The organism is uncultured Fretibacterium sp. (assembly GCF_938040765.1).
GTDB lineage: Bacteria > Synergistota > Synergistia > Synergistales > Aminobacteriaceae > CAJPSE01.
This window is the reverse complement of sequence record NZ_CALIAA010000303.1, coordinates 1-19,157: the sequence shown is the minus strand read 5'-3', so window position 1 is coordinate 19,157 and position 19,157 is coordinate 1. Positions and strand designations below refer to the sequence as shown.

22 protein-coding genes are annotated in these 19,157 nt (G+C 62.7%); 9 read left to right on the top strand and 13 right to left on the bottom strand.

Annotated elements, in window-relative coordinates; genetic code table 11:
* The 6 genes from Q0176_RS10680 to Q0176_RS10655 all read left to right on the top strand — a co-directional run.
* The coding region (locus Q0176_RS10680; RefSeq protein WP_299302730.1) for a DctP family TRAP transporter solute-binding subunit at window positions 1-1,068 on the top strand (1,068 nt) is incomplete at its 5' end.
* A gap of 115 nt (window positions 1,069-1,183) precedes the next feature.
* Window positions 1,184-1,654 (top strand): TRAP transporter small permease, encoded by a 471-nt coding sequence (locus Q0176_RS10675; protein WP_299302727.1) that lies wholly within the window; start codon window positions 1,184-1,186, stop codon window positions 1,652-1,654.
* Window positions 1,655-1,667: 13 nt separating this feature from the next.
* Window positions 1,668-2,969, top strand: coding sequence for a TRAP transporter large permease (locus Q0176_RS10670; RefSeq protein ID WP_299302724.1), 1,302 nt, complete (start codon window positions 1,668-1,670; stop codon window positions 2,967-2,969).
* 314 nt (window positions 2,970-3,283) lie between these two features.
* On the top strand, window positions 3,284-3,871 hold the full coding sequence (locus Q0176_RS10665; RefSeq protein WP_299302721.1) for a methyltransferase domain-containing protein: 588 nt from the start codon (window positions 3,284-3,286) through the stop codon (window positions 3,869-3,871).
* Window positions 3,872-3,910: 39 nt separating this feature from the next.
* Complete coding sequence (locus Q0176_RS10660) at window positions 3,911-4,072, top strand: hypothetical protein (protein WP_299302718.1); 162 nt, start codon at window positions 3,911-3,913, stop codon at window positions 4,070-4,072.
* Window positions 4,073-4,121: 49 nt separating this feature from the next.
* On the top strand, window positions 4,122-4,262 hold the full coding sequence (locus Q0176_RS10655) for a hypothetical protein (protein WP_299302715.1): 141 nt from the start codon (window positions 4,122-4,124) through the stop codon (window positions 4,260-4,262).
* Between the two features lie 64 nt (window positions 4,263-4,326).
* On the opposite strand, the gene Q0176_RS10650 is transcribed toward Q0176_RS10655, so the two are convergent.
* The 6 genes from Q0176_RS10650 to Q0176_RS10625 all read right to left on the bottom strand — a co-directional run bounded on the left by Q0176_RS10650 (window position 4,327) and on the right by Q0176_RS10625 (window position 9,794).
* A complete protein-coding gene (locus tag Q0176_RS10650) occupies window positions 4,327-5,457 on the bottom strand; it encodes an ABC transporter substrate-binding protein (RefSeq protein WP_299302712.1) in 1,131 nt (376 codons plus the stop codon).
* A gap of 119 nt (window positions 5,458-5,576) precedes the next feature.
* Complete coding sequence (locus Q0176_RS10645) at window positions 5,577-7,160, bottom strand: AbgT family transporter (RefSeq protein ID WP_299302708.1); 1,584 nt, start codon at window positions 7,158-7,160, stop codon at window positions 5,577-5,579.
* Window positions 7,161-7,275: 115 nt separating this feature from the next.
* Window positions 7,276-8,472 carry a M20 family metallopeptidase gene (locus tag Q0176_RS10640; RefSeq protein ID WP_299302705.1) on the bottom strand — a complete coding sequence of 399 codons (1,197 nt, stop codon included), beginning with the start codon at window positions 8,470-8,472 and terminating at the stop codon, window positions 7,276-7,278.
* Window positions 8,473-8,661: 189 nt separating this feature from the next.
* Window positions 8,662-9,111: a GatB/YqeY domain-containing protein gene (locus tag Q0176_RS10635; RefSeq protein ID WP_299302702.1), complete on the bottom strand. Its 450-nt coding sequence runs from the start codon at window positions 9,109-9,111 to the stop codon at window positions 8,662-8,664.
* A gap of 124 nt (window positions 9,112-9,235) precedes the next feature.
* A complete protein-coding gene (rpsU, locus tag Q0176_RS10630; protein WP_299081908.1) occupies window positions 9,236-9,427 on the bottom strand; it encodes a 30S ribosomal protein S21 in 192 nt (63 codons plus the stop codon).
* Between the two features lie 28 nt (window positions 9,428-9,455).
* Window positions 9,456-9,794: a histidine triad nucleotide-binding protein gene (locus tag Q0176_RS10625; protein WP_299302699.1), complete on the bottom strand. Its 339-nt coding sequence runs from the start codon at window positions 9,792-9,794 to the stop codon at window positions 9,456-9,458.
* Window positions 9,795-10,121: 327 nt separating this feature from the next.
* On the opposite strand from Q0176_RS10625, the gene Q0176_RS10620 reads away from it, so the two are divergent.
* Entirely contained in the window at window positions 10,122-11,441 is a 1,320-nt protein-coding gene (locus Q0176_RS10620; RefSeq protein ID WP_299302696.1) for a DUF2130 domain-containing protein, read from the top strand.
* 115 nt (window positions 11,442-11,556) lie between these two features.
* On the top strand, window positions 11,557-11,970 hold the full coding sequence (locus Q0176_RS10615; RefSeq protein WP_299302693.1) for a hypothetical protein: 414 nt from the start codon (window positions 11,557-11,559) through the stop codon (window positions 11,968-11,970).
* Between the two features lie 35 nt (window positions 11,971-12,005).
* On the opposite strand, the gene Q0176_RS10610 is transcribed toward Q0176_RS10615, so the two are convergent.
* The 4 genes from Q0176_RS10610 to rsmG are packed head-to-tail and all read right to left on the bottom strand — an operon-like array spanning window position 12,006 to window position 14,633.
* A complete protein-coding gene (locus Q0176_RS10610) occupies window positions 12,006-12,281 on the bottom strand; it encodes a hypothetical protein (protein WP_299302690.1) in 276 nt (91 codons plus the stop codon).
* A complete protein-coding gene (locus Q0176_RS10605; protein ID WP_299302687.1) occupies window positions 12,278-13,180 on the bottom strand; it encodes a ParB/RepB/Spo0J family partition protein in 903 nt (300 codons plus the stop codon). Before Q0176_RS10605 ends, Q0176_RS10610 begins: the two co-directional genes overlap by 4 nt.
* Window positions 13,159-13,929, bottom strand: coding sequence for an AAA family ATPase (locus tag Q0176_RS10600; protein ID WP_299302733.1), 771 nt, complete (start codon window positions 13,927-13,929; stop codon window positions 13,159-13,161). Before Q0176_RS10600 ends, Q0176_RS10605 begins: the two co-directional genes overlap by 22 nt.
* Window positions 13,929-14,633: a 16S rRNA (guanine(527)-N(7))-methyltransferase RsmG gene (gene rsmG, locus Q0176_RS10595; protein ID WP_299302684.1), complete on the bottom strand. Its 705-nt coding sequence runs from the start codon at window positions 14,631-14,633 to the stop codon at window positions 13,929-13,931. The genes Q0176_RS10600 and rsmG overlap by 1 nt, the downstream gene beginning before the upstream one ends.
* Before the next feature lie 136 nt (window positions 14,634-14,769).
* On the opposite strand from rsmG, the gene Q0176_RS10590 reads away from it, so the two are divergent.
* Window positions 14,770-15,501 carry a DUF364 domain-containing protein gene (locus Q0176_RS10590; protein WP_299302681.1) on the top strand — a complete coding sequence of 244 codons (732 nt, stop codon included), beginning with the start codon at window positions 14,770-14,772 and terminating at the stop codon, window positions 15,499-15,501.
* A gap of 71 nt (window positions 15,502-15,572) precedes the next feature.
* Here Q0176_RS10590 and Q0176_RS10585 read toward each other — a convergent pair whose 3' ends face one another.
* From Q0176_RS10585 to nhaC, 3 genes are all read right to left on the bottom strand, one after another.
* On the bottom strand, window positions 15,573-16,502 hold the full coding sequence (locus Q0176_RS10585) for a hypothetical protein (protein ID WP_299302678.1): 930 nt from the start codon (window positions 16,500-16,502) through the stop codon (window positions 15,573-15,575).
* On the bottom strand, window positions 16,495-17,082 hold the full coding sequence (locus tag Q0176_RS10580) for a hypothetical protein (RefSeq protein ID WP_299302676.1): 588 nt from the start codon (window positions 17,080-17,082) through the stop codon (window positions 16,495-16,497). Before Q0176_RS10580 ends, Q0176_RS10585 begins: the two co-directional genes overlap by 8 nt.
* A 375-nt stretch (window positions 17,083-17,457) precedes the next feature.
* A complete protein-coding gene (gene nhaC / locus Q0176_RS10575) occupies window positions 17,458-18,966 on the bottom strand; it encodes a Na+/H+ antiporter NhaC (protein WP_299302673.1) in 1,509 nt (502 codons plus the stop codon).
* Window positions 18,967-19,157 lie beyond the last annotated feature (191 nt).

Genomic DNA, 19,157 nt, shown 5'->3' with positions numbered 1-19,157 from the left:
GGTGTTCTAACAGCGTTCGTTTTTTTCTGTTCCCTCCTTTCCGCTCCAGCCTCCGCAGCCTACAAGGCCGAATATAAGTTGGACATTGTCCCCAGCATCACCACAGGCTGGGGCATGGGGGCCCAATACTTCACCGATCTGGTCAGAGAACGCAGCGAGGGGAAAATCAACATCAAGGTTTATCCCAACGCGCAACTGACGACCGGAAAACAAACCAATGCCTTCATGTTGCTTCGCAACGGGACCATCGACTTCGCCTGCCAGTCCACCATCAATTATTCCCCGCAGATTCCCGAGCTCAACCTCTTTGCACTGCCTTTTTTCTTCGCGGCGCAGCATGATCGTTACAAGGCACTGGACGCCGTCACAAACGGAAAGGCGGGCGAGATGATAGCCAAAGCCGTCGAGGCCAAAGGAGGAAAGTTCATCTGCTTCGGTGAAAACGGATTCCGCGAGCTGACCAACAGCAAGCGCTCCATCGCATCCCCCGAGGATTTGAACGGCCTGAAGATCCGTGTCGTCGGCAGCCCCCTGTTTTTGGATACCTTCAAGGCTCTTGGCGCCAACCCTGTGACCATGGTCTGGAGCGATACCATGTCCGCGATTCAGCAGGGCGTTGTCGACGGACAGGAGAATCCCATCAACACCTTCTATCCCGTAAAAATTTACGAGTATCATAAGTTCGTGACCAACTGGCACTACGTTGCCGACCCCACCCTGTTCGTTGTCAATCCCAAGGTGTGGGATTCCTTCTCTACGGAGGACCAGGCACTTTTGACTCAGGCCGCCAAGGAGGCTGCAGCCTATCAAATCGCTTTGGCCCGCGTGGGGCTGGATGAGAACGACGGAGGCAAAAATCTGGAGTTCCTGAAGGGAATTGGAAAAACACCCGAGGTCTCCGACTGGAATAAACACCTGACAGAGGTCGGAATGACCGTCACGGACCTGACCCCTGAACAAATGAAGGTGCTTATGGATAAGACGCAGCCCGTCCGCGATGCCTGGCGTTCCAAGATCGGCGAGGACCTCGTGAAGGCCGCCGAAGAGGACATGGCGACGGTGAAATAGCGACACGCGTTTTTTGAGCATGAAGGAAGGGGAGGAGTTCGCCGATCCTCCCCTTAATGATTCCTTTCAAACTTCCCGGAGGCTTGTCCTCCGTCTTTTTCGAGGAGGCTTTTTTGTGCTGAAAAGATTTTGCGACTATTTCGAGGAGGTCCTTGGAGCGTTGATCCTGTCGATCATGCTCGTCGTGACCTTTGCCAATGTCGTCACTCGTTACCTCATCACCTATCCTCTGGCATTTACGGAGGAGATCACCATCAGCATGTTCGTCTGGATCGTGCTTCTCGGAACCTCCATCGCTTTTCGACGAAACGCACACCTGGCCATGACCTTTTTCTACGACCTGATGCCGCGTAGCCTGAAAAAGTTTTGCTTCATCATTTCTACAGCCGTATCCCTGACCTTCTTCGCCCTTCTGGGCTGGCTCGGGGCCCTCCAGGTCCTCGACGAATGGGAGCTGGGCGTGACGTCGGACGCCCTGGCTATCCCTACCTGTATCTACTCCTCGGCGATACCCGTGTTTTCGGCTATCATCATTATCCGAATCCTTCAGGCCGCGCGTATGACCCTGCGGGAAAAATCCTATTAGGGAGGAACACCACATGACCAACACACTCTTCAAAGATCCGGTGTTCTGGACCCTGGCGCTTTTTCTTATCCCTCTCATCGTGCGCATTCCTATCGCAGTCGCCTTGGGCATGGCAACCATCACGGTTGTCTGGTTTTGGGATATGGGTTACCAGATGCTCTCCTACAGTTTCTATGCGGGCATCGCTAAAGTTCCGTTGCTGGCCATCCCTTTCTTCATCCTTGCAGGCATTATCATGGAAAAAGTCGGGATCGCTTCACGTATTGTAAAGTTAATCAAGGAGATGGTCGGCGACGTCACAGGCGGCTTGGCCATAGCGACAGTCATCGTAGCCGCTTTCTGGGGGGCAGTCAGCGGATCCGGGCCAGCCACCGTTGCGGCGCTCGGTCTGATTTTGATTCCCAGCATGGCCCAGGCGGGATATGACAAGGCCTTTGCCACGGCAGTCGTCTCGGTCGCCTCGGGTCTGGCCATCATCATTCCCCCCAGCATCTCCTTCATCGTCTACGGGGACATCATGGAGCAGTCCGTGGGCACCCTCTTCGCGGCGGGAATTGTTCCAGGCATCATCGTTGCCGGTTTTCTGTGTCTGGCCGTCTATTTCTACAGCCGACGCAACGGGTTTCGCGGGGAGCCGCGCGGTGATGCAAAAACGCTCCTCCGGGCGTTGGCGGACGCCTTTTGGGGGCTCATGACTCCTGTCATCATCCTGGGAGGCATTTACGGAGGCATCTTCACTCCTACCGAGGCCGCAGCCGTCGCCGTGTTCTATGGACTTTTCGTCGGCCTGGTCATCTACCGCACTCTCACCCTGCGTGTGCTCTATGAAATTCTCAGCGAAACCGTGGTGAGCACCGCCGTCGTCATGCTCGTCGTAGCTTGTGCCGGACTTTACTCCTGGCTGGGAGCGACCGTTGGAATCATCGACAAGATTGCCGGCCTGCTGCTGGGCATCTCCAACAACCCCTCTGTCATCCTGTTGATGATCAACATCATCCTGCTCTTCGCGGGGATGCTGCTGGACGCGAACTCCATCATGTACATCTTCCTGCCGATCCTGATCCCGATCATCCGGACGCTGGGCTGGGACCCCATCTGGTTCGGGGTCATGATGACCATCAACCTGGCGATCGGCCAGGTGACGCCGCCCGTCGCGGTGAACCTGTTCGTCGGAGCACGCATCAGCGGACTGACCATGGAGCAGATCGCGCGGCCCGCCATCGGCCTGATCATTGCGGCCATCGCCGCTCTGGCATTGCTGACGGTATTCCCTGTACTGACAACCTTCTTGCCCCATATAATGGGACTGATGTAGCAAGCTGCACGATAAGCAGCATAAAAGTAAAAGAAGGCGGTCCTCATCCGGGCCGCCTTCTCCTTTATGCGATATTTTCTCTGAAAACACAGAAATGACCTATTCATCGGATCCTGAACGTCCTCTTCCCATTCCACGAAGGGGAAGGGAAAACCATGGGAGCGTCCGATCGCGGCATTGCCGAAAGGGAACGGATATGTCAGAATGGCGGATAATAAGCCGTGCGTTTTGAAGTGCCCGACCAGCGGTGATGACCGCCATGGAATATCCGGGACGGGGTGTCGCCCCGGAGGGAACGGGGAGGCTGGGATGCGATGAGGGAAAAGGACATCCGCAGGAACGTGCGTGAGTCCTATGGCGAGGCCATAGACAGGCGTGTGGCCGGCCAGGGTTCCGCAATAGATGCCGTGACGGATATGACGAGGGGCAATTACGACGATGCCGCGCTTGCGGGAACGGGGGACGCGGCCCGCCAGTCCTTTGGCTGCGGGAATCCCGTGGAGGCGGCGCGGCTGCAACCCGGAGAACGCGTCTTGGATTTGGGGTGCGGGGCGGGACTGGACCTCATCCTCGCGGCGCGTGCCGTCGGCGATCGCGGCCTGGTCTATGGACTGGATATGACGCCCAGGATGCTGGCCCGGGCGCGGAAGAACCTCGAACGGCTGGGGCTGCGGCACGTGGTGCTTCTGAAGGGCTGCATCGAGGACCTGCCGCTCTACGACGGCGGGGCGGATGTTCTGCTCTCCAACTGCGTCATCAACCTCTCCCCGGACAAGGATGCGGTTTTCGCGGAAGCCGCGCGGGTCCTGGCCCCGGGCGGGCGGTTCTGCGTGTCGGATGTCGTGCTGCTGAAGCCGGTCCCGGAGAAGCTCAAGCTGAGTCCCTCGGCCTGGAGCGGGTGACTGGCCGGCGCTCTTCCGGCGGAGGAGTACAAGGCAAAGTTGGAGAGGGCGGGGTTTTCCGACGTGAATGTGGTCCTCACGAAGCCCCATGAGGTCAACGCGGAGATCGTGAGGCAGGACGTCGGCGACCTGAGCGGCGAGGACCTGCGGGCTCTGGAAGGGCTCTCCTCGAGCGCTCTGATCACGGCGATCCGCCCATGAGCTCCACGCCCCTGTCGGCAGGCCTCGCGCGCCCGTCCGCGACGAGGACGTGCAGGTCCTTCATGGGTTCGGCAGCATGGAGCACGCGAAGGCCTACCTGGAGACCAAGATGTTCCAGGACGACGTCGTCGCCGGACTGAAGCCGACTTGGGCGGGCGACCCGGACATACGGTTCTACACCGTCGCCTGAAAACAGAAGACGAGGGGGCTGCCGCAAAGCAGCCCCCTCGTTCGCCTCTTAAAAAACTCTCCTACTACATCTCCGGCTTGATGGTGCCCAGGAACACCTTCTTGCCGCCCTGGATCTCGACGATGCCCATCTCCTTCTCGGCGTCGTGGGTCTCGTTCATGGTCGTCGTCCCCGTGACGGTGGGCAGGTCCTTCGTCTGCTCCAGCGCGTCGCGGATCTTGGCGGGCTCGGCGCTTCCGGCCCTCTGGATGGCGTCGATCAGCATGATGTAGCAGTCGTAACCCAGAGCCGCGTTGACGTTCGGGGCCTTGTCGGGGTGCACCTTGTTCCAGTTCTCGGTGAACTTCGCCGCGACCGGGTTCATCTCTTTCATGGAGGGATCGTAGGCGAACGTGGTGTGCAGGAAGCCCTCCACGGCGTCGCCGCCCAGCGTCACGATCTCGGGGTTGTCCATGGCGTCCGCGCCGATAAAGCGGAACTCCGCGCCCAGCTCCTTGGCCTGCTTCAGGACGATCGCCCCCTCGGCGAAGTAGGCGGGCAGGAAGACGATGTCCGGCTTCTTGGAGATCAGCTCGGTGAGCTGCGCCGTGAAGTCCTGGTCGCCCGACTGGTACTTCAGCTCGGCGACGACCTCGCCCCCCAGCGTCTCGAACGCGCGCTTGAAGAAGCTGCTCAGGCCGACGCTGTAGTCGTTGGCGACGTCGGTGAGGGTGGCCGCCCTCTTGAATCCCAGCTGTCTGAAGGCATAGGTCGCCGCGCCGGCGCCCTGGAAGGGGTCGATGAAGCAGGCGCGGAAGTAGAACTTCTTGCCCAGCGTCACCAGCGGGTTGGTGCAGGACGTCCCGATGACGGGGATCCCCGCCTTCTCGGCCACCTCGCCGCCGGCCATGGCCAGCGAGGAACCGTAGGTCCCGATGACCGCGTTGACCTTGTCGTGCTCGATCAGCCGCGTGACCGCGTTCGCCGCCTCGACTTTGTCGGACTTGTTGTCCACGACGACGAGCTCGACCTTCTTCCCCAGGACCTCGGGGATCTCCTTGTGCGCCAGCTGCGTGCCCTCCAGCTCCAGCTGGCCGCCGAAGGCGTTCTGACCCGTCAGACAGTTGAAGACGCCGATCTTGATGACGTCATCCGCGGCAAACGCCGCACCCGCAAGCGCAAAAACGAACAACAGAATCAACGAAAACCTGCGCACCTTCCATCACTCCTTCTTTCCTCGGTCAAAAGCCGCGAAGTTCACCCAAAAAGCCGCTTCCTGCCTATTCCTTTGATTATACTATACCGCTCGGGGCCTGCTCCGGTTCCGAATCGAAATCAGATGGAGACCGGCGTTCCGGGCCCCAAAGGCAGCCCCAGCAGGTACCACACGATCAGCAGGGCCGTGAAGCCCATGATGTAGAAGATGGTGTAGGGCATGGCCATCGAGATCACGGTGCCGATGCCGACGTCCGGGTCGCTCTCCTTCCTGTACTGTTCCAGCAGCCCGATGATGACGGGAAGGTAGTAGGAGAGGGGCGTGATGATGTTGGTCGTGGAGTCCCCGATGCGGTAGGCCACCTGAGTCAGGGCCGGGGCGAACCCCACCTGCGCGAACATGGGGACGAAGATCGGCGCCAGGATCAGCCACTTGGCCGAGCCGCTCATCATGAACAGGTTCAGGAAGGTCACCAGAAGGATAAAGAGCAGCAGCAGGGGGACGCCGCCCAGGTTCATGCTCTTCAGCCACTCCGCGCCGCTCACCGACAGGATGGTGTCGAAGCGGCTCATGCGGAACAGGGCCACGAAGAACGACGCGGGCAGGACCACCACCATGAACCCGGTGCTGCCGACGATCCCCTTCTGCATCAGCTTGGGGATGTCCTCGCCCTTCCTGATCACGCCCGCCCCCAGCCCGTAGGCCACGCCGACGAAGAAGAACAGGAAGAAGAGGAGCGGCATGACGCTGCTGAGCAGGGGCGACCGGGGGAGCAGGGAGCCGTCGGGCGCACGGAACAGGGATCCCTGAGGATAGGTCAGCCACACGATCAGGGCGACGTAGGCCACAAGCGCCAGAAGGGCGCAGAACAGCCCCCGGTTCTCTGCGGGCGTCACGGCATGGGCCCTCAGCGCCTCCTCGTCACGTCCGCCCTCGTCGTCCCCGAGCATCCTGACGGTGTACCTCTCCGTCACGTAGACCGTGAGAAAGGTCAGGATGAAGGTCGCCGCGATCATGAAGTACCAGTTGATCAGGGGGTGGACCGGGACGTTCGCGGGGATGCCGGGGACCCCCTCGACGGCGGACCTGGTGATTCCGGCCAGCAGCGCGTCCGTGCCCGCCACGAAGAGGTTCGCGGTGAAGCCGCCCGAGGCCGCCGCGTAGCCCGCGGCAATGCCCACCCATGGGTTGCGCCCCAGCGCCTTGAACACGGCCGCCGCGATGACGGGCGTGAAGATGATGCCCGCGTCCGAGGCCAGGTTCGCGTTGATGCCCACGATCGCGATGACCGCCGTCACCAGGGCCCGGGGCGCCCCCAGAATCGTCTTGCGCATCAGGGCCGAGATCATGCCGGTCTGCTCCACGAGCCCTATGCCCAGCATCATCGTCAGGATCAGCCCCAGCGGCGCGAAGTTCATGTAGGTCTTGACGAAGTCGGCCAGGAATTCCCTCATGGACTCGTAGGACAGAAGGTTGACGACCGCGACGGTGGTCTCCTTGGGCGCTTCGCCCGCTTTGGCCACCAGGTAGGTCACGGACGTCCCCTTCTGCGCGAACCAGGCCGAGAGGCCCATCACCAGCAGGGACAGGAGGACGAACAGCCAGAAGGGATGCGGAAATTTGTTGCCGACGACCTCCACGCCGCGGATGAACTTCTCGAAACCGCTGCGCTTCGGAACAACTTTCGTTACGGACTCGCTCACGATCTTACCTCCATACTCTCATCGTAAATACCGGCACCGATTGAATCAAAGGCGCATAGCGCAATCCGAGTGTGAAAAATGTGTCATGCGAGATCATGAAAAAATGCAGGGCGAATCACCCCATCAGAAAATCCCAGGCGCAGGAGGCGAAAAAGCGCACGCCGCAGGGGAAGCATCCCTCGTCGGGGGTGAATCGGGTATTGTGCAGCACCGCCATCGCCTCGGGCGGCGTCCCGGCGGGCCGGCAGCCCAGCCAGGCCATCAGGGCGGGGCGCTCCCGCGCGAAGAAGGAAAAGTCCTCGCCGCCCAGGTCGGGCTTCTCCAGCTCCACCATGGTTTCCTCGCCCAGCGAGGCCCGGACGGTCCGCGCAGCCAGGCGGAAGAGCTCCGGGTCGTTGACCGTGGGCGGATACCCCTTGACGTAGGTCACCTTGCAGTCCCCGCCGAGAGCCCTGGCGATTCCCTGCGCCGTGCGTTCGATGAGACCCGGGAGGGCGCCCTGGGTATCGGGGGCCAGGGTGCGCACCGTGCCCTCCAGCTCCACGCGGTCGGCGATCACGTTGTAGCGGTACCCGCCCCGGATCGTCCCGATCGTCACCACCGCGGAGTCCAGCGGGGCAACGGTCCGGGAGACCAGGGTCTGAAGCCCCGAGACGACCTGAGCCGCGATCACGATGGCGTCGACCCCCTGGTGGGGGGCCGAACCGTGCGCCGTCTTGCCCTCCACCGTCAGGTAGATGCGGTCCGAGGCCCCCATCTGGGGCCCCGCCCTCGCCACGATGCGGCCCGTCTCGTAGCCCGGCCAGACGTGCAGGGCGAAGAGGGCGTCCACATGAGGGTCCTCCAGGACCCCGTCCGCGATCATCCCCGGCGCCCCGCCCGTGGGATTGAGCTCCTCCGCGGGCTGGAAGATGAACTTCACGTTCCCCCGCAGCCCATCCCTCAGCTCGGACAGGACGCAGGCCGCGCCCAGAAGCATCGCCGTGTGGGTGTCGTGCCCGCAGGCGTGCATCACGCCGTCCACCTCGGAGGCGTAGGGCAGCCCCGTCTCCTCGCGCATCGGCAGGGCGTCCATATCCGCCCTCAGGGCGACGGTCCGCCCGTCTCCCCCTCCGCCCCGCAGCAGCCCGACGACGCCATGTCCGCCGACCCGGGAGCGCACCTCCAGCCCCAGGCCCGACAACACCTCCGCAGCAAGGGCCGACGTCCTCTCCTCCTGCCGGCTCAGCTCCGGCTGCCGATGAATCCTGCGGCGCCATTCCACGACACGTCCGCCGTACTTGTGCGCAAGCTCCCGAATCTCTTCGTACACCCGGACAGCACCTTCCCTTCCATCAAATCAGAGCTTCCAGCGGGCCGGAGCTTAAAACATGCCGGGATTTCCTTCAAAAGACGAAAGCCCTGCACTGTCGAAACAGTTTATCATATTGAATCAAAAAGAGAACAAAAAAGGAGCGCGGACCGTGCCGTGCTCCCACAAACCGCTGCCCTCCCGCGCCCGTCAGGCGAAGAAGGCCGTAACCCTTTCCTTGACCCGGCCGCCGTCGGCACGTCCGGCCACCCGCGGCATCAGGACGCGCATCAGCTTGCCCATGTCCCGCGCTGAGACGGCCCCGGCCTCCTTCGCCGCCTCGGCGATCAGGGCGTCGATCTCCGCGTCGCCAAGTTGGGCGGGCAGGTAGACCTCGAGCACCTCGGCCTCCGCAAGCTCTCCATCCGCGCGCTCCGACGCGCCGGCGGCACGGTATTGCTCGGCGGCCTCCCTGCGCTGCTTGATCAGACGCCGGACCAGCGTCTGGGCGTCGTCGTCGGTCAGCTCCGAGGCCCGGCCCTTGTCGGCCTGGGCCTTCTGAAACTCGGCCTTGAGCATACGCAGGACGGAGAGCCGCAGCTCCGCCCTCTCCTTCATGGCCGCCACCAGGTCCGCAGCGACCCGTTCCGTCAACTTCATGCTCGAAAACCCGCCTTCCATTTGAATTTCCAAACTCTTTGCACTTCCGGACCTCCAAGGGAACGCGGGCGTGCGAGGTCCCCCTGGAGACGACAATGGGGGCCGAAAGCCCCCATGAAATCGACTAACCTCTGCCTCGGCTGCTTTTGCGCTTGCGAGCCGCCTCAGCTCTCTTCAATTTTTTTGCATCGCTGGGCTTTTCGTAATGCTCCCGCTTCCGCGCCTCGCGCAGCGTACCGACCTTGGCGACCTCGCGCTTGAAACGCCGCAGGGCATCTTCCAGACTTTCTCCGTCCTTACGGGTGACCGTCGTCATCTAAAATCCCTCCCTTCCGCTTTTTCGGCTAGCCCGGAGGCCAACCGAAATTACGACCCGACAACAGGTGAAGGTGAAGGTGGGGCACCGTCTGGCCGCCCTGTTCCCCCGTATTGACAACCATACGGAAACCGTCCCTGTCGAGCCCCATCTTACAGGCAAGCTCAACGGCACGCCCAACCACCTTGCTCCAGACGGAGGGATCCGTCACCTCTGCAGAGGAAGCGATGTGCTGCGTCGGGATCACCAGGAAATGCGTGGATGCCTGAGGATTGATATCGCGAATCACGAAGACATCCTCATCCCTGTAGACGAACTCCACCGGGATCTCGCCGTTCGCAAACTTACAAAAGATGCAATCGCTCATATCCTCCACCCCTTTCCTAGGGGTTTCATTTTATAACAAAGTTCGACAAGAGACAAGACGAAGGGAAGAACCCAGGAAAGCGGCCTGAGTTTTTCGCTCATTCATCCGTCACCCCGCCTCGATCGGGCCTGCCGCGACCTTATTCCAGCAAAGGCCCGCCGATCCACAAGCGGGACGAGGCCGCCGGGGCCCGGAATGAAGAGCTGGCGCTTTTGCTCCCCGGCACGGGGACCGCTATAATGGCAGACGAATATTCGCAGCCGAAAGACCGACGGAAATACAAATAAGCCGATGCGTCAACAAGCGTGAAGGGATTGGAGCGAGGACATGAACATCACCGCCATCATCTGCCCGCACTGCAGAAAGCCCTTTGAGATATCCGACGCCATACAACACCAGATCGACGACGAGCTCCTGCGGGCCAGGACGGAGCAGTCGGAGACGCTTCGCAGGGAGTACGACGCCCTTGCCGAGGCGCGGCTGAAACAGGCCGTACAGGACGCCGTGGCTGCGGAACGGCAGGAGGCCGACCTTCGGCTTGCACGGGAGCGTCAGGCCGCCGGGCTGGAACTGGACAAGGCCAGGCAGACCGCCGAGCTGGAGGCCGAGAGGGCGAGACAGGCCACGGAGCTCGAGGCCGACCGCCTGCGCCGCGAGGCCGCCAACTCCAGGGAGAGCGAAGCGCAGCTCCGCGAACAGCTGAAGGGGCTGCTGGAGGAATTGAGCAAGGCGAACAAGGCCCGCGAGGATGCCGAGCTCGCCGCCCGGAAGGAACTGCTGGAAAGGGAAAGGGGAATCCGCGAGGAAGCGGCGAAGCGGGCCGCCGAGGACTTCAACACCAGGATCCGCGAGCAGGAGGAGACCATCAACAGCCTGCGCGAGCAGCTGACCGCGGCGAAACAGACGGCGGAACAGGGGTCGCAGCAGCTGCAGGGCGAGATCCTGGAGCTGGACGTGGAGCGGGACCTCCGCAGCGCCTTTCCCCTCGACACGATCGAGGAGGTCAGGAAGGGCGAGCGCGGCTCCGACATACGCCAGACGGTCAACGAGCAGTTCTACCGGAACTGCGGCCTGATCCTGTGGGAGTGCAAGAACGCCAAGACCTATCAGGCGTCCTGGCTCGTCAAGCTGAAGGACGAGCTGGCCGCCGAGAAGGCCCAGGCCGGAGTGATCGTCTTCAACCGCACCGACGGCGGGGACGAGGACTTCAAACAGCTCGCGGACAACATCTGGCTCGTGAAGCCCCGCTATGCCGTCATGCTCGCCACGTTCCTGCGCGAGGTCCTGGCGAAGGTGTTCGCCGCCAACCGCAGCGCCGAGGGCAAGGACACCAAGGTGGAACTGATGTACCACTACCTCACGGGCGGCGAGTTCAGCCATCGCATCCGCTGCATCCTGGATTCCTACGACGAGATGGCGCGGCAGCTGGACACCGAGAAGAAGCAGGCTCAGAAACGCTGGGCGGCTCAGGAGAAGATCATCCAGAAGGTCACGGGCAGCCTGTACGGCATGAGCGGCGACCTCCAGGGCATAGCGGGCAGGGAGATCATCGCGCTGCCCGCGTCCGCGGACGAAGAGGAGGAAACGAAGGCGGCCCGGCCCGGCGAGGCGGCGTCCCCCGGGGGGACAGGGGCCGGCGAGCGCTGAAATGTCCGCCGACCCTGCCGGAGCGCACGGCGCGGCGCTATAGTATGCGGCGCTATAGTATAATGAAGATGCTGTATTTCCCGGAAAGCAGGTCGGTTTACGGAAGAGGATCGATATGGGAATCCTGTTGATAATCGTGAGCTTGGCTATCTTTCTCTTTGGTCTGATCCAATGGGCCCGCGGCGGTGCGGCCCTGTGGTCCCTTCTGCGCCTCAAAAGGGAGGCCCGGCCCTCCAATCCCCTCAAGCGGGCCTGGGAAAGCGCCGAGATCCGCAGGGCGGAAAAGGCCACGGACCAGCTTCTGCGATCCAGCTTCAGGGTGATCGGCATCCTGGCCATCGGCATGTGGCTTTTTCTTGGGCTGACCGTCCTTCTGGACCTGCTGGGCGTCGACTGGATCAGCCGCATCTCCACGAGGGCGCAGACGTTCTGGGGTTCCCCCGTCTACAACCGCACCCCCGCGACGACACAGAGCCCGGCAAGACGCAGCGACATCATAAAATCCCTCAGGAACAGCCTGGGGAAATGATCCGGAGCGCGCAAAAGCCGCGCGGTCCGGGACAATCAACGAGGGGGGGCGCTCTTCTCCCCTCCCGGCCTTTCCCGGCCGAGGGGGCGGGTGAGAAAGAGCCAGCCCTGCCAGACCCCAAAGAGCGCAGTGGCCAGTGGAGTCAGGAAGACCCCCCAGGCGGGACAGCCCCTCCCCTCCATCCACCGCGCGAGGTAGACCCCCGCGAAGGCGTACCCGGCGACGACGAGCCCCGCCGAGATCACGCGTCCGAAAAGCGCCGCGTCCCTGAAAGCGCTGCGGAACCGCGACTTCCCATGGTTATCCGTCATTCCGCCATTCCCTCCGATTCGGGATACAAAAGCCTCAGGCACTCCTCGAGAGCCTGAATCAGGCGTTCGTCTCCGACGTCGCGCAGCTCCTCCAGGACGATCCGGGCGGCGCCGTCGCGGCGCCCGACGCGGATCTTCACCCCCATCCTCCTGTAGGCCCGAAGGGGCCCGGGAAGCCGAACCGATCGGAACCGTCCCTTGGGAACCAGCCGTTGTTCCAGGCCGGCCCTCCCGGACGAGAGGTCCCGAATGGCGTCCTCCAACTGGCGCACGGTCATGCCCCCGTTTGCGGCGCGCCTTCCCAATGCGATCATCGCGTCCTCGGAGTCGAGCCCCAGAAGGGCTCGGGCGTGCCCCTCGCTCAGGCTTCCCCCGGCCAGCATCTCCCTGAGCTCGTCAGGCAGGTTCAGCAGACGCAGGCGGTTCGCCACCAGGGCGCGGCTCCACCCCAAGTGGGCGGCGCAGTCCTCCTGGGTCAGCCCGTTCTTCCGGATCAGGGCCTGGAGCGCCGAGGCGATCTCGATGGGGGTGAGGTCCCTTCTCTGGACGTTCTCGATCAGGGATATCTCCCGCAGCGCCTCCTCCGAGGCGTTCAGGACCCGGGCAGGAAGGTCCTCCAGCCCCGCCAGCGCGGCGGCGCGCCAGCGGCGTTCCCCCGCGACGATGCGATAGCCGCCCCCCGGCTCCGCGCGGAGCAAAAGGGGCTGAAGCACGCCGTGCGCCCGGATGGAGGCCGCCAGGGACTCCAGCCCCTCCCCGTCCATCTCCCTGCGCGGCTGGTCGGGGTCCGGGCGAATTTCACCGATCCCGACGCGGTAGATCTTCTCCAGGGGAGCGCTTCCCTCCGTCACGCCCAGGAGGGCGGACAGGCCCTTGCCTAGGGCCTTTCGCTCAGCCATCGCTGGATCACCTCCCCGGCCAGGGATTCGTAGGCCTGAGCACCCGTGCTGTGCTCCTCGTAATAGGCGATGGGGGCGCCGTAGCTCGGAGCCTCCGAGAGCTTCACGTTGCGGGGCACCACCGTGTCGAACACGACACTGCCGAACTGCCGCCTCACCTCGTCCGCCACCTCGTTGGCCAGGCGCGTCCGGGAATCGTAGAGGGTGAGCAGAATCCCCGAGACCTCGAGCGATGGGTTCAGGGAATCTCGGACCAGGTCCACCGTGCGGACGAGCTGCCCCACCCCTTCCAGCGCGTAATACTCGCACTGGATGGGGACCAGCAGGCGGTCGCAGGCGGTCAGGGCGTTGAGGGTCAGGATGCCCAGGGACGGGGGGCAGTCGACGAGCACGACGTCGAACCCCTCGAGCTGTTCCAGCTGGCGCTTGAGCTTCGACTCCCGGCTTATGGTGCTGGCCAGCTCGATCTCCGCCCCGGCGAGATCCAGCGACGACGGCAGAAGGGAGATGCCCTCCCACGCGGTGCCCAGGATCGCCTCCCGCATGGGGATGTCGCCCAACAGGACGTTGTAGAGGCTTTTGCTCAGGTTCGAGGCGTTGACCCCGAGCCCGCTGGTGCAGTTGGCCTGGGGATCCATGTCCACGGCCAAAACCGAGTAGCCGCAACGCCCCAGCTCGGCCGCCAAGTTGATGCAGGTGGTCGTCTTTCCCACGCCACCCTTCTGATTGGACACGACGATCGTCGGCATCACAGCCACCAGCCTTTCATCGAAGCCGCCCCCACGCGGCGCGGGTAGCCCGCGGGGCAGTGAGCGGCCTTCTCCCATATCACGAAGCAGCGGCTGCTCCCCTCCGGTCCGTAGGGACGGACGACGGGCTCCGCGAGCCCCAGACGGCCCCAGCGCCCGCGGACCTCCCCGAGCTCCTCCCCGACCTTCGGGCCCTTGAAGGCAAGAAGACGGCCGCCCACGGCGACGAGCGGCGACAGGTACTCCGCCGCAACCCCGGCCCGGGCGAGGGCACGGGCCGCAGCCAGGGCGAAGGTCTCGCGCCGCGTCCGCGCCGTATCCTCGCTGCGCTCGCAGAGGAGCTCCACGTTCCGAAGCCCGAGGGCCCGGACGATCTCCCCGACGGCTCGGCACTTCTTGGCCACGCTGTCCAGCAGCACGACCCGCAGGTCGGGCCGGCAGATCGCCCAAACCACGCCCGGCAGCCCTCCGCCGCTCCCGACGTCGACGACGGAGCCCGACGCGGGCAGCAGAGGAACGGACTCGAGACAGTCGCGGACATGCAGGTCGTAGAGCTCCTCCGTCCCCCGCGTCCCGGTCAGCCGGGCGGAGATGCAGCCCGAGAGCAGCTCCGCGTAACGGTACAGCGGCTCATGCCACTGCCGCTCCAGGGGCTCCACCGCAGCTCCGGGCCCCTCGTCCTTCCTCAGGCGCTCCGCGTCCATCCACACATCTCCCTCATTGTCCCTTTCCTCCATTTTAACATCGATTCAAGCGCCGCAGCGGCGCGCAAAAAAAGCGGGAGAAGGTGATAAGATAGCGAAAAGTAAGATAACGAAAAGACGGAGAGGGGGAATCCCATTGAGTTTCTTCGAGGACGTCGCAGCCGCTGTGCCCCGGGCGGGGGATTCCGCCGTCGTGCGTCTGATCATGGGGTGGCACGCCAGCTACGTCCTGGCCGAGGACGGGCGGTGGGGCGTCGGCTTCGTCCCCGACTCCACGAAAGAGGCCCACACGGCCCGACCGGCCCACACGGGGGAGCTCATCGGGACCGGACTGGCCCATCTGGCCCGGCTGCTCGTCTCCCCGTTTCCCCAGGAGTTCGCGGCGGCGACGGCGGCCTGCGCCGCGCTCTTCCCCTTTCCCGAGGGCGGCCTCCCCCTGGACCTCGTCATGACCTGCGCCCGGGGCGATCGGGTGGCCGTTCTGGGGTACGACCGGGACCTCCTCCCCTTCATGCGCGACTGGGGCTGGCGCGTGGCCGTGTTCGACGACCAGGGAAGGGGGCCGGACTGCTTCCCCCAGGAGGATTTCCCGCGCGGCGCGGAGGAGGCGGAGTGGGTCTGGCTCACTCCCGAGTCCCTGCGCGACCGCTGGCTGTTCTCCGTAACGGAGACGCTCCGCAACAAAAAAGGCTGCTTCCTGCAGGGGCCCGGCCTGCCCGCGCTGAACGGGCTCTTCGCTCCCCTGGGCGTGACGCGCCTCGTCGTCCCCATCCCGGCGGGCACGCCCGACGCCGTGGAGGCGCACGTCTCCGCCGGGGGCAGCCCGTGGCACTGCGACGCCCTGGCCTGGCGGGTGCACATGGCGTGAGGGGCCGACCGCGGGGCAGAAAAACAGGGTTGAGGCCCGATGCGGCCCACCTCAGGCAAATCTTGTTCCGTTCACAGCGCTGCAGAGTCGTCAGCCGTTACGTCGTCCAGGGACATCAAGGTGAACCGCGGTTGTCCCTGTCCCACCTGCATGACCTTCAGGGTCAGGATCACCGGGGTATGGAGCCATCGGCGATTCAAAATATCGGGGTCGCCGGCAGTCTCATCGATTTTTCCGCGGATCAGCCCCTCCTGATCGCGCAACAGGAATTCAAACGTTCTTCCCGCGGGGAGGACGCCTTGAAACTCTCCCCGGCAGCTTTCCTCTCGTTCCTGGATATTCTCGTCCCTCAGCCGGAAGGACGATTTCCTGAGCTGCTCGCAATTCTCATAGCGAAAGCTCCGGCTGCCGAACTCCAAACCACACCAAGCCTGCTGCTGAACCAGAAGGTCAAGAAACTCGAACACTTTTTTAACGGCCCTGGGGTGGACCTCAGCGATCACCTCGGCAATATCGTCGTCGCTGCCCTCTGCCGAAAGCCGAAAAAGCTCTTCGATTTTCAGCATGGCTTCCCTGGCATTTTCACAATCGGGAAACAGCGTTTCCTGGCACATGGGAAGCGCAAATTCAAAGCCGAACGAGCCGACGGCGGTGCCGGTGAGCAACAGCTGATTGCGGTCCCGATTGGGGATCGGCCCCATAGCCTGCAGCCCCTCGGTCAACCCCGCCGCAATCGTGGCAAACGCGTCCGAAAAAGCGCCCACAGCCCTTGCCCCAAAGTCCGCGGTTATGCCGTACTGGCCAAGGACCGGTCTTCCTCTGAAGGTGAGCCGGGCCTTGGGGACCTCGCTTTCCTGCGGCAAGCCGTCCAAAAGTTCCCTGGAGGCTTGCAGACGCGCCTCCAGGCTCATCCGCTCAATCACGTTTTCCTCAGGAATCGCACCGAGCAGTTCTTCCAACTCATGGATCTCGGAGACGACGGAAAGGCGCTGGTCATTCATGCCGCACACCTCCGTTTGCAGTCAAAATCTTTTGCGCAAGACCGTCTTGGGACGGGTCCAGGTCAACCTGGACAAACCCTTTCCAGAGGCCGTCACGACGATGCGACCACATACTGTACCAATAGGCGATGCGACGAATCTGGTACGCATCGACAGGGCCCCCCAACTCACAGAAGTAACCGTCAACGGCATAGGTCTTTTTCAGAAATCCGGGCTCAAAAAGCTGCGCAGCCTTTTGAGCCAGCGACTTTTGATTCTCCCCGCTCGGCATATCGAAAAACGTCACAACATCCAGATCTCGCGGAGGGCGGCATTCCAGAAGCTCAATCCGCTCCAAAAAACTGCCGTCCAACCACTGAAATCCGGAGACCATGCCCAGTTCATGTAATTTTTTGCGAAAGCACAGCAGACCACCCAAAATCGCTGTCCGTTCCGGGGACGCCGCAAACCGCTCTGTAAACTCCGTCAGAGTCACTCGATAAGGGGAGCGCCTTGGACTGCCACCCGATTCCCCCGGCCAGACTGGCGGCAGTACGCCGTTGCCGCCCCAATGAGGCAGATTTCCATCCGTAGTCAGCATAGCAGCACCTCGTAGTTGTCTTCAAGTTTTACTCGCCGCTTTTGTCCTCAGATCCGAAGCTATTCAGACAGCTATGATGTAGAAAATTGTAACGCATCGCTGTGAATTCGGGAACAGAGAATTACCGCACGTCTCCGTCGGGGGCAGCCGGGGGCAGCCCGTGGCACTGCGACGCCCTGGCCTGGCGGGTGCACATGGCGTGAGGGGCCGACCGCCACCAGCGCTCCAGCCTGTCTCAGGCCCCCTCGTCCGTCAAAAAACACGAATCCTATACCCCCGCTTTCTGGACACAGCTCACGGCCTCGCCTTCGGGCTGCACGGAAAGAAAGTCAACTGGCCTCACCCAGCCGAAGCGTTTGTTTTCCGGTGACTCGTTCAGCAGCGCCCTGTCTCCGCCAGACGCTCCTTTTCCTCCTCCGTCATGCAGCGAATGTTCATTTTGAGGAAGGCCATCGCGATGACGACGATGGGCATGGCCAGATTGAAAAAGCAATATTTGAAGTAGAGGGCCGTGGGAACGCCCAGGGCATTGGTCATGAAGGCACCGCACGTATTCCACGGGATCAGGGCGCCGGAGACGGTGCCCATGCTCTCCAGAGCGTTGGAGAGCTGCGACGGATGCAGTCCCTTTTCGCGGTAGGTCTGGGCATACATGCGTCCCGGAACCACGATGGAGATGTACTGCTCCGGCATGGTCATGTTGCTGAACAGGCACGTCGCCTCCGTGGCGGTGACGAGCCCGGTGTACGTCCTCACCTTCTTCAATATGGCTTTGACGACCGTCTCCAGCTGTCCCGTCTCCTCCATGATCCCGCCGAACATCATGGCGATGATCGTCAGGGAGATGGAGAAGAGCATTCCATCCAGGCCGCCTTTCGTGAAGAGCGTATCGACGGCCTCGACGCCCGTTTTACTGACGTAGCCGTAGTGGGCGCAACGCAGGATATCGCCTAGGGAGGCGCTCTGATACAGGGGGGCCAAGAGGGCCGAGGAAAGAATGCCGATGACGATTCCCGGTATGGCAGGCATCTTGAAGGCGACCAGGAGGACGACCAGGAACGGTGGGATCAGCAGAACGGGGCTGGCCCGAAACTGGGCGAGGATTCCGTCCCGTATGACCTGGATGCTCTCCAGGCTGGTCTCGGTGTTCCCATAATTTCGCCCCATATAGGTGAACAGGACGAGAGCGATAAGATAAGCCGCGGCCGTAGAGGGGATCATCGCCTTGACATGCGTGAAGACATCCGTTCCCGCCATGGCGGGGGCCAGGTTCGTCGTATCGGAGAGGGGGGACATCTTGTCGCCGAAGTATGCCCCGGAGATGATCGCCCCTGCCGCCAGAGGCAGCGGGATCTCGAGCCCCATCGCGATGCCCATGAGTGCAACGCCCATCGTCCCCGCAGTTCCCCAGGACGTCCCCGTCGCAACGGAGGTGATGGAGCAGATCAGAAGGGTTGCGGGCAGGAAAACTTTCGGCGATATCAGGTCCAGCCCATAGAGGATCATCGAGGGGACGACCCCCGAAACGATCCAGACGCCGATGAGCATCCCGATGATGGCCAGGATGATGATCGACTGCATCGCCTGAGAGATGCCCCGGATCATCGCCTTCTCGAGGGTGTTCCAACTGTAGCCCAGTCGCAATCCCATGACCGCGGCCGCCATCACGCCGAGAAACATGGGGATGTGCGGATCCAGCTTGAATTTGACGAGGCTGACGGACATCACGAAGATGAGGAAGCCAAAGGAAATTCCCGCATCCACAAGCGTGGCCTTGCGCACCCCTCCGGATTTCTCCGCCCTCAGGCTTCTCCCCCCGGCAAGTCCCGGCACCGCCGTCCCCCGCATCTCGAAAGCCTTCGTTCCTTTCGCAACTTCGTTCATGTGTCACCCTCCTCGAACCGCTCTTCCCGGAGACGCTTCCGGCAGCTCCCCAATCGTGCCCGCCGCAGAACACCCGGGCTCACCTCGGAGCTTCCATTCCTGGACCTCCCATTCCTCGACGACCAGTCTCATGTCTCACGGCATAAAAGCTTAGTAAAATAAAGTTCCCTATTGATTGATTTAATTAAAAT

Excerpts from the sequence above, each read along its gene's own strand:
- Q0176_RS10670 (WP_299302724.1), top strand. The coding sequence starts at position 1,668 with ATGACCAACACACTCTTCAAAGATCCGGTGTTCTGGACCCTGGCGCTT.
- Q0176_RS10665 (WP_299302721.1), top strand. The coding sequence starts at position 3,284 with ATGAGGGAAAAGGACATCCGCAGGAACGTGCGTGAGTCCTATGGCGAG.
- Q0176_RS10635 (WP_299302702.1), bottom strand. The coding sequence starts at position 9,111 with ATGAAGTTGACGGAACGGGTCGCTGCGGACCTGGTGGCGGCCATGAAG.
- rpsU (WP_299081908.1), bottom strand. The coding sequence starts at position 9,427 with ATGACGACGGTCACCCGTAAGGACGGAGAAAGTCTGGAAGATGCCCTG.
- Q0176_RS10625 (WP_299302699.1), bottom strand. The coding sequence starts at position 9,794 with ATGAGCGATTGCATCTTTTGTAAGTTTGCGAACGGCGAGATCCCGGTG.
- Q0176_RS10620 (WP_299302696.1), top strand. The coding sequence starts at position 10,122 with ATGAACATCACCGCCATCATCTGCCCGCACTGCAGAAAGCCCTTTGAG.
- Q0176_RS10615 (WP_299302693.1), top strand. The coding sequence starts at position 11,557 with ATGGGAATCCTGTTGATAATCGTGAGCTTGGCTATCTTTCTCTTTGGT.
- Q0176_RS10610 (WP_299302690.1), bottom strand. The coding sequence starts at position 12,281 with ATGACGGATAACCATGGGAAGTCGCGGTTCCGCAGCGCTTTCAGGGAC.
- Q0176_RS10605 (WP_299302687.1), bottom strand. The coding sequence starts at position 13,180 with ATGGCTGAGCGAAAGGCCCTAGGCAAGGGCCTGTCCGCCCTCCTGGGC.
- Q0176_RS10600 (WP_299302733.1), bottom strand. The coding sequence starts at position 13,929 with ATGCCGACGATCGTCGTGTCCAATCAGAAGGGTGGCGTGGGAAAGACG.
- rsmG (WP_299302684.1), bottom strand. The coding sequence starts at position 14,633 with ATGGACGCGGAGCGCCTGAGGAAGGACGAGGGGCCCGGAGCTGCGGTG.
- Q0176_RS10585 (WP_299302678.1), bottom strand. The coding sequence starts at position 16,502 with ATGAATGACCAGCGCCTTTCCGTCGTCTCCGAGATCCATGAGTTGGAA.
- Q0176_RS10580 (WP_299302676.1), bottom strand. The coding sequence starts at position 17,082 with ATGCTGACTACGGATGGAAATCTGCCTCATTGGGGCGGCAACGGCGTA.
- nhaC (WP_299302673.1), bottom strand. The coding sequence starts at position 18,966 with ATGAACGAAGTTGCGAAAGGAACGAAGGCTTTCGAGATGCGGGGGACG.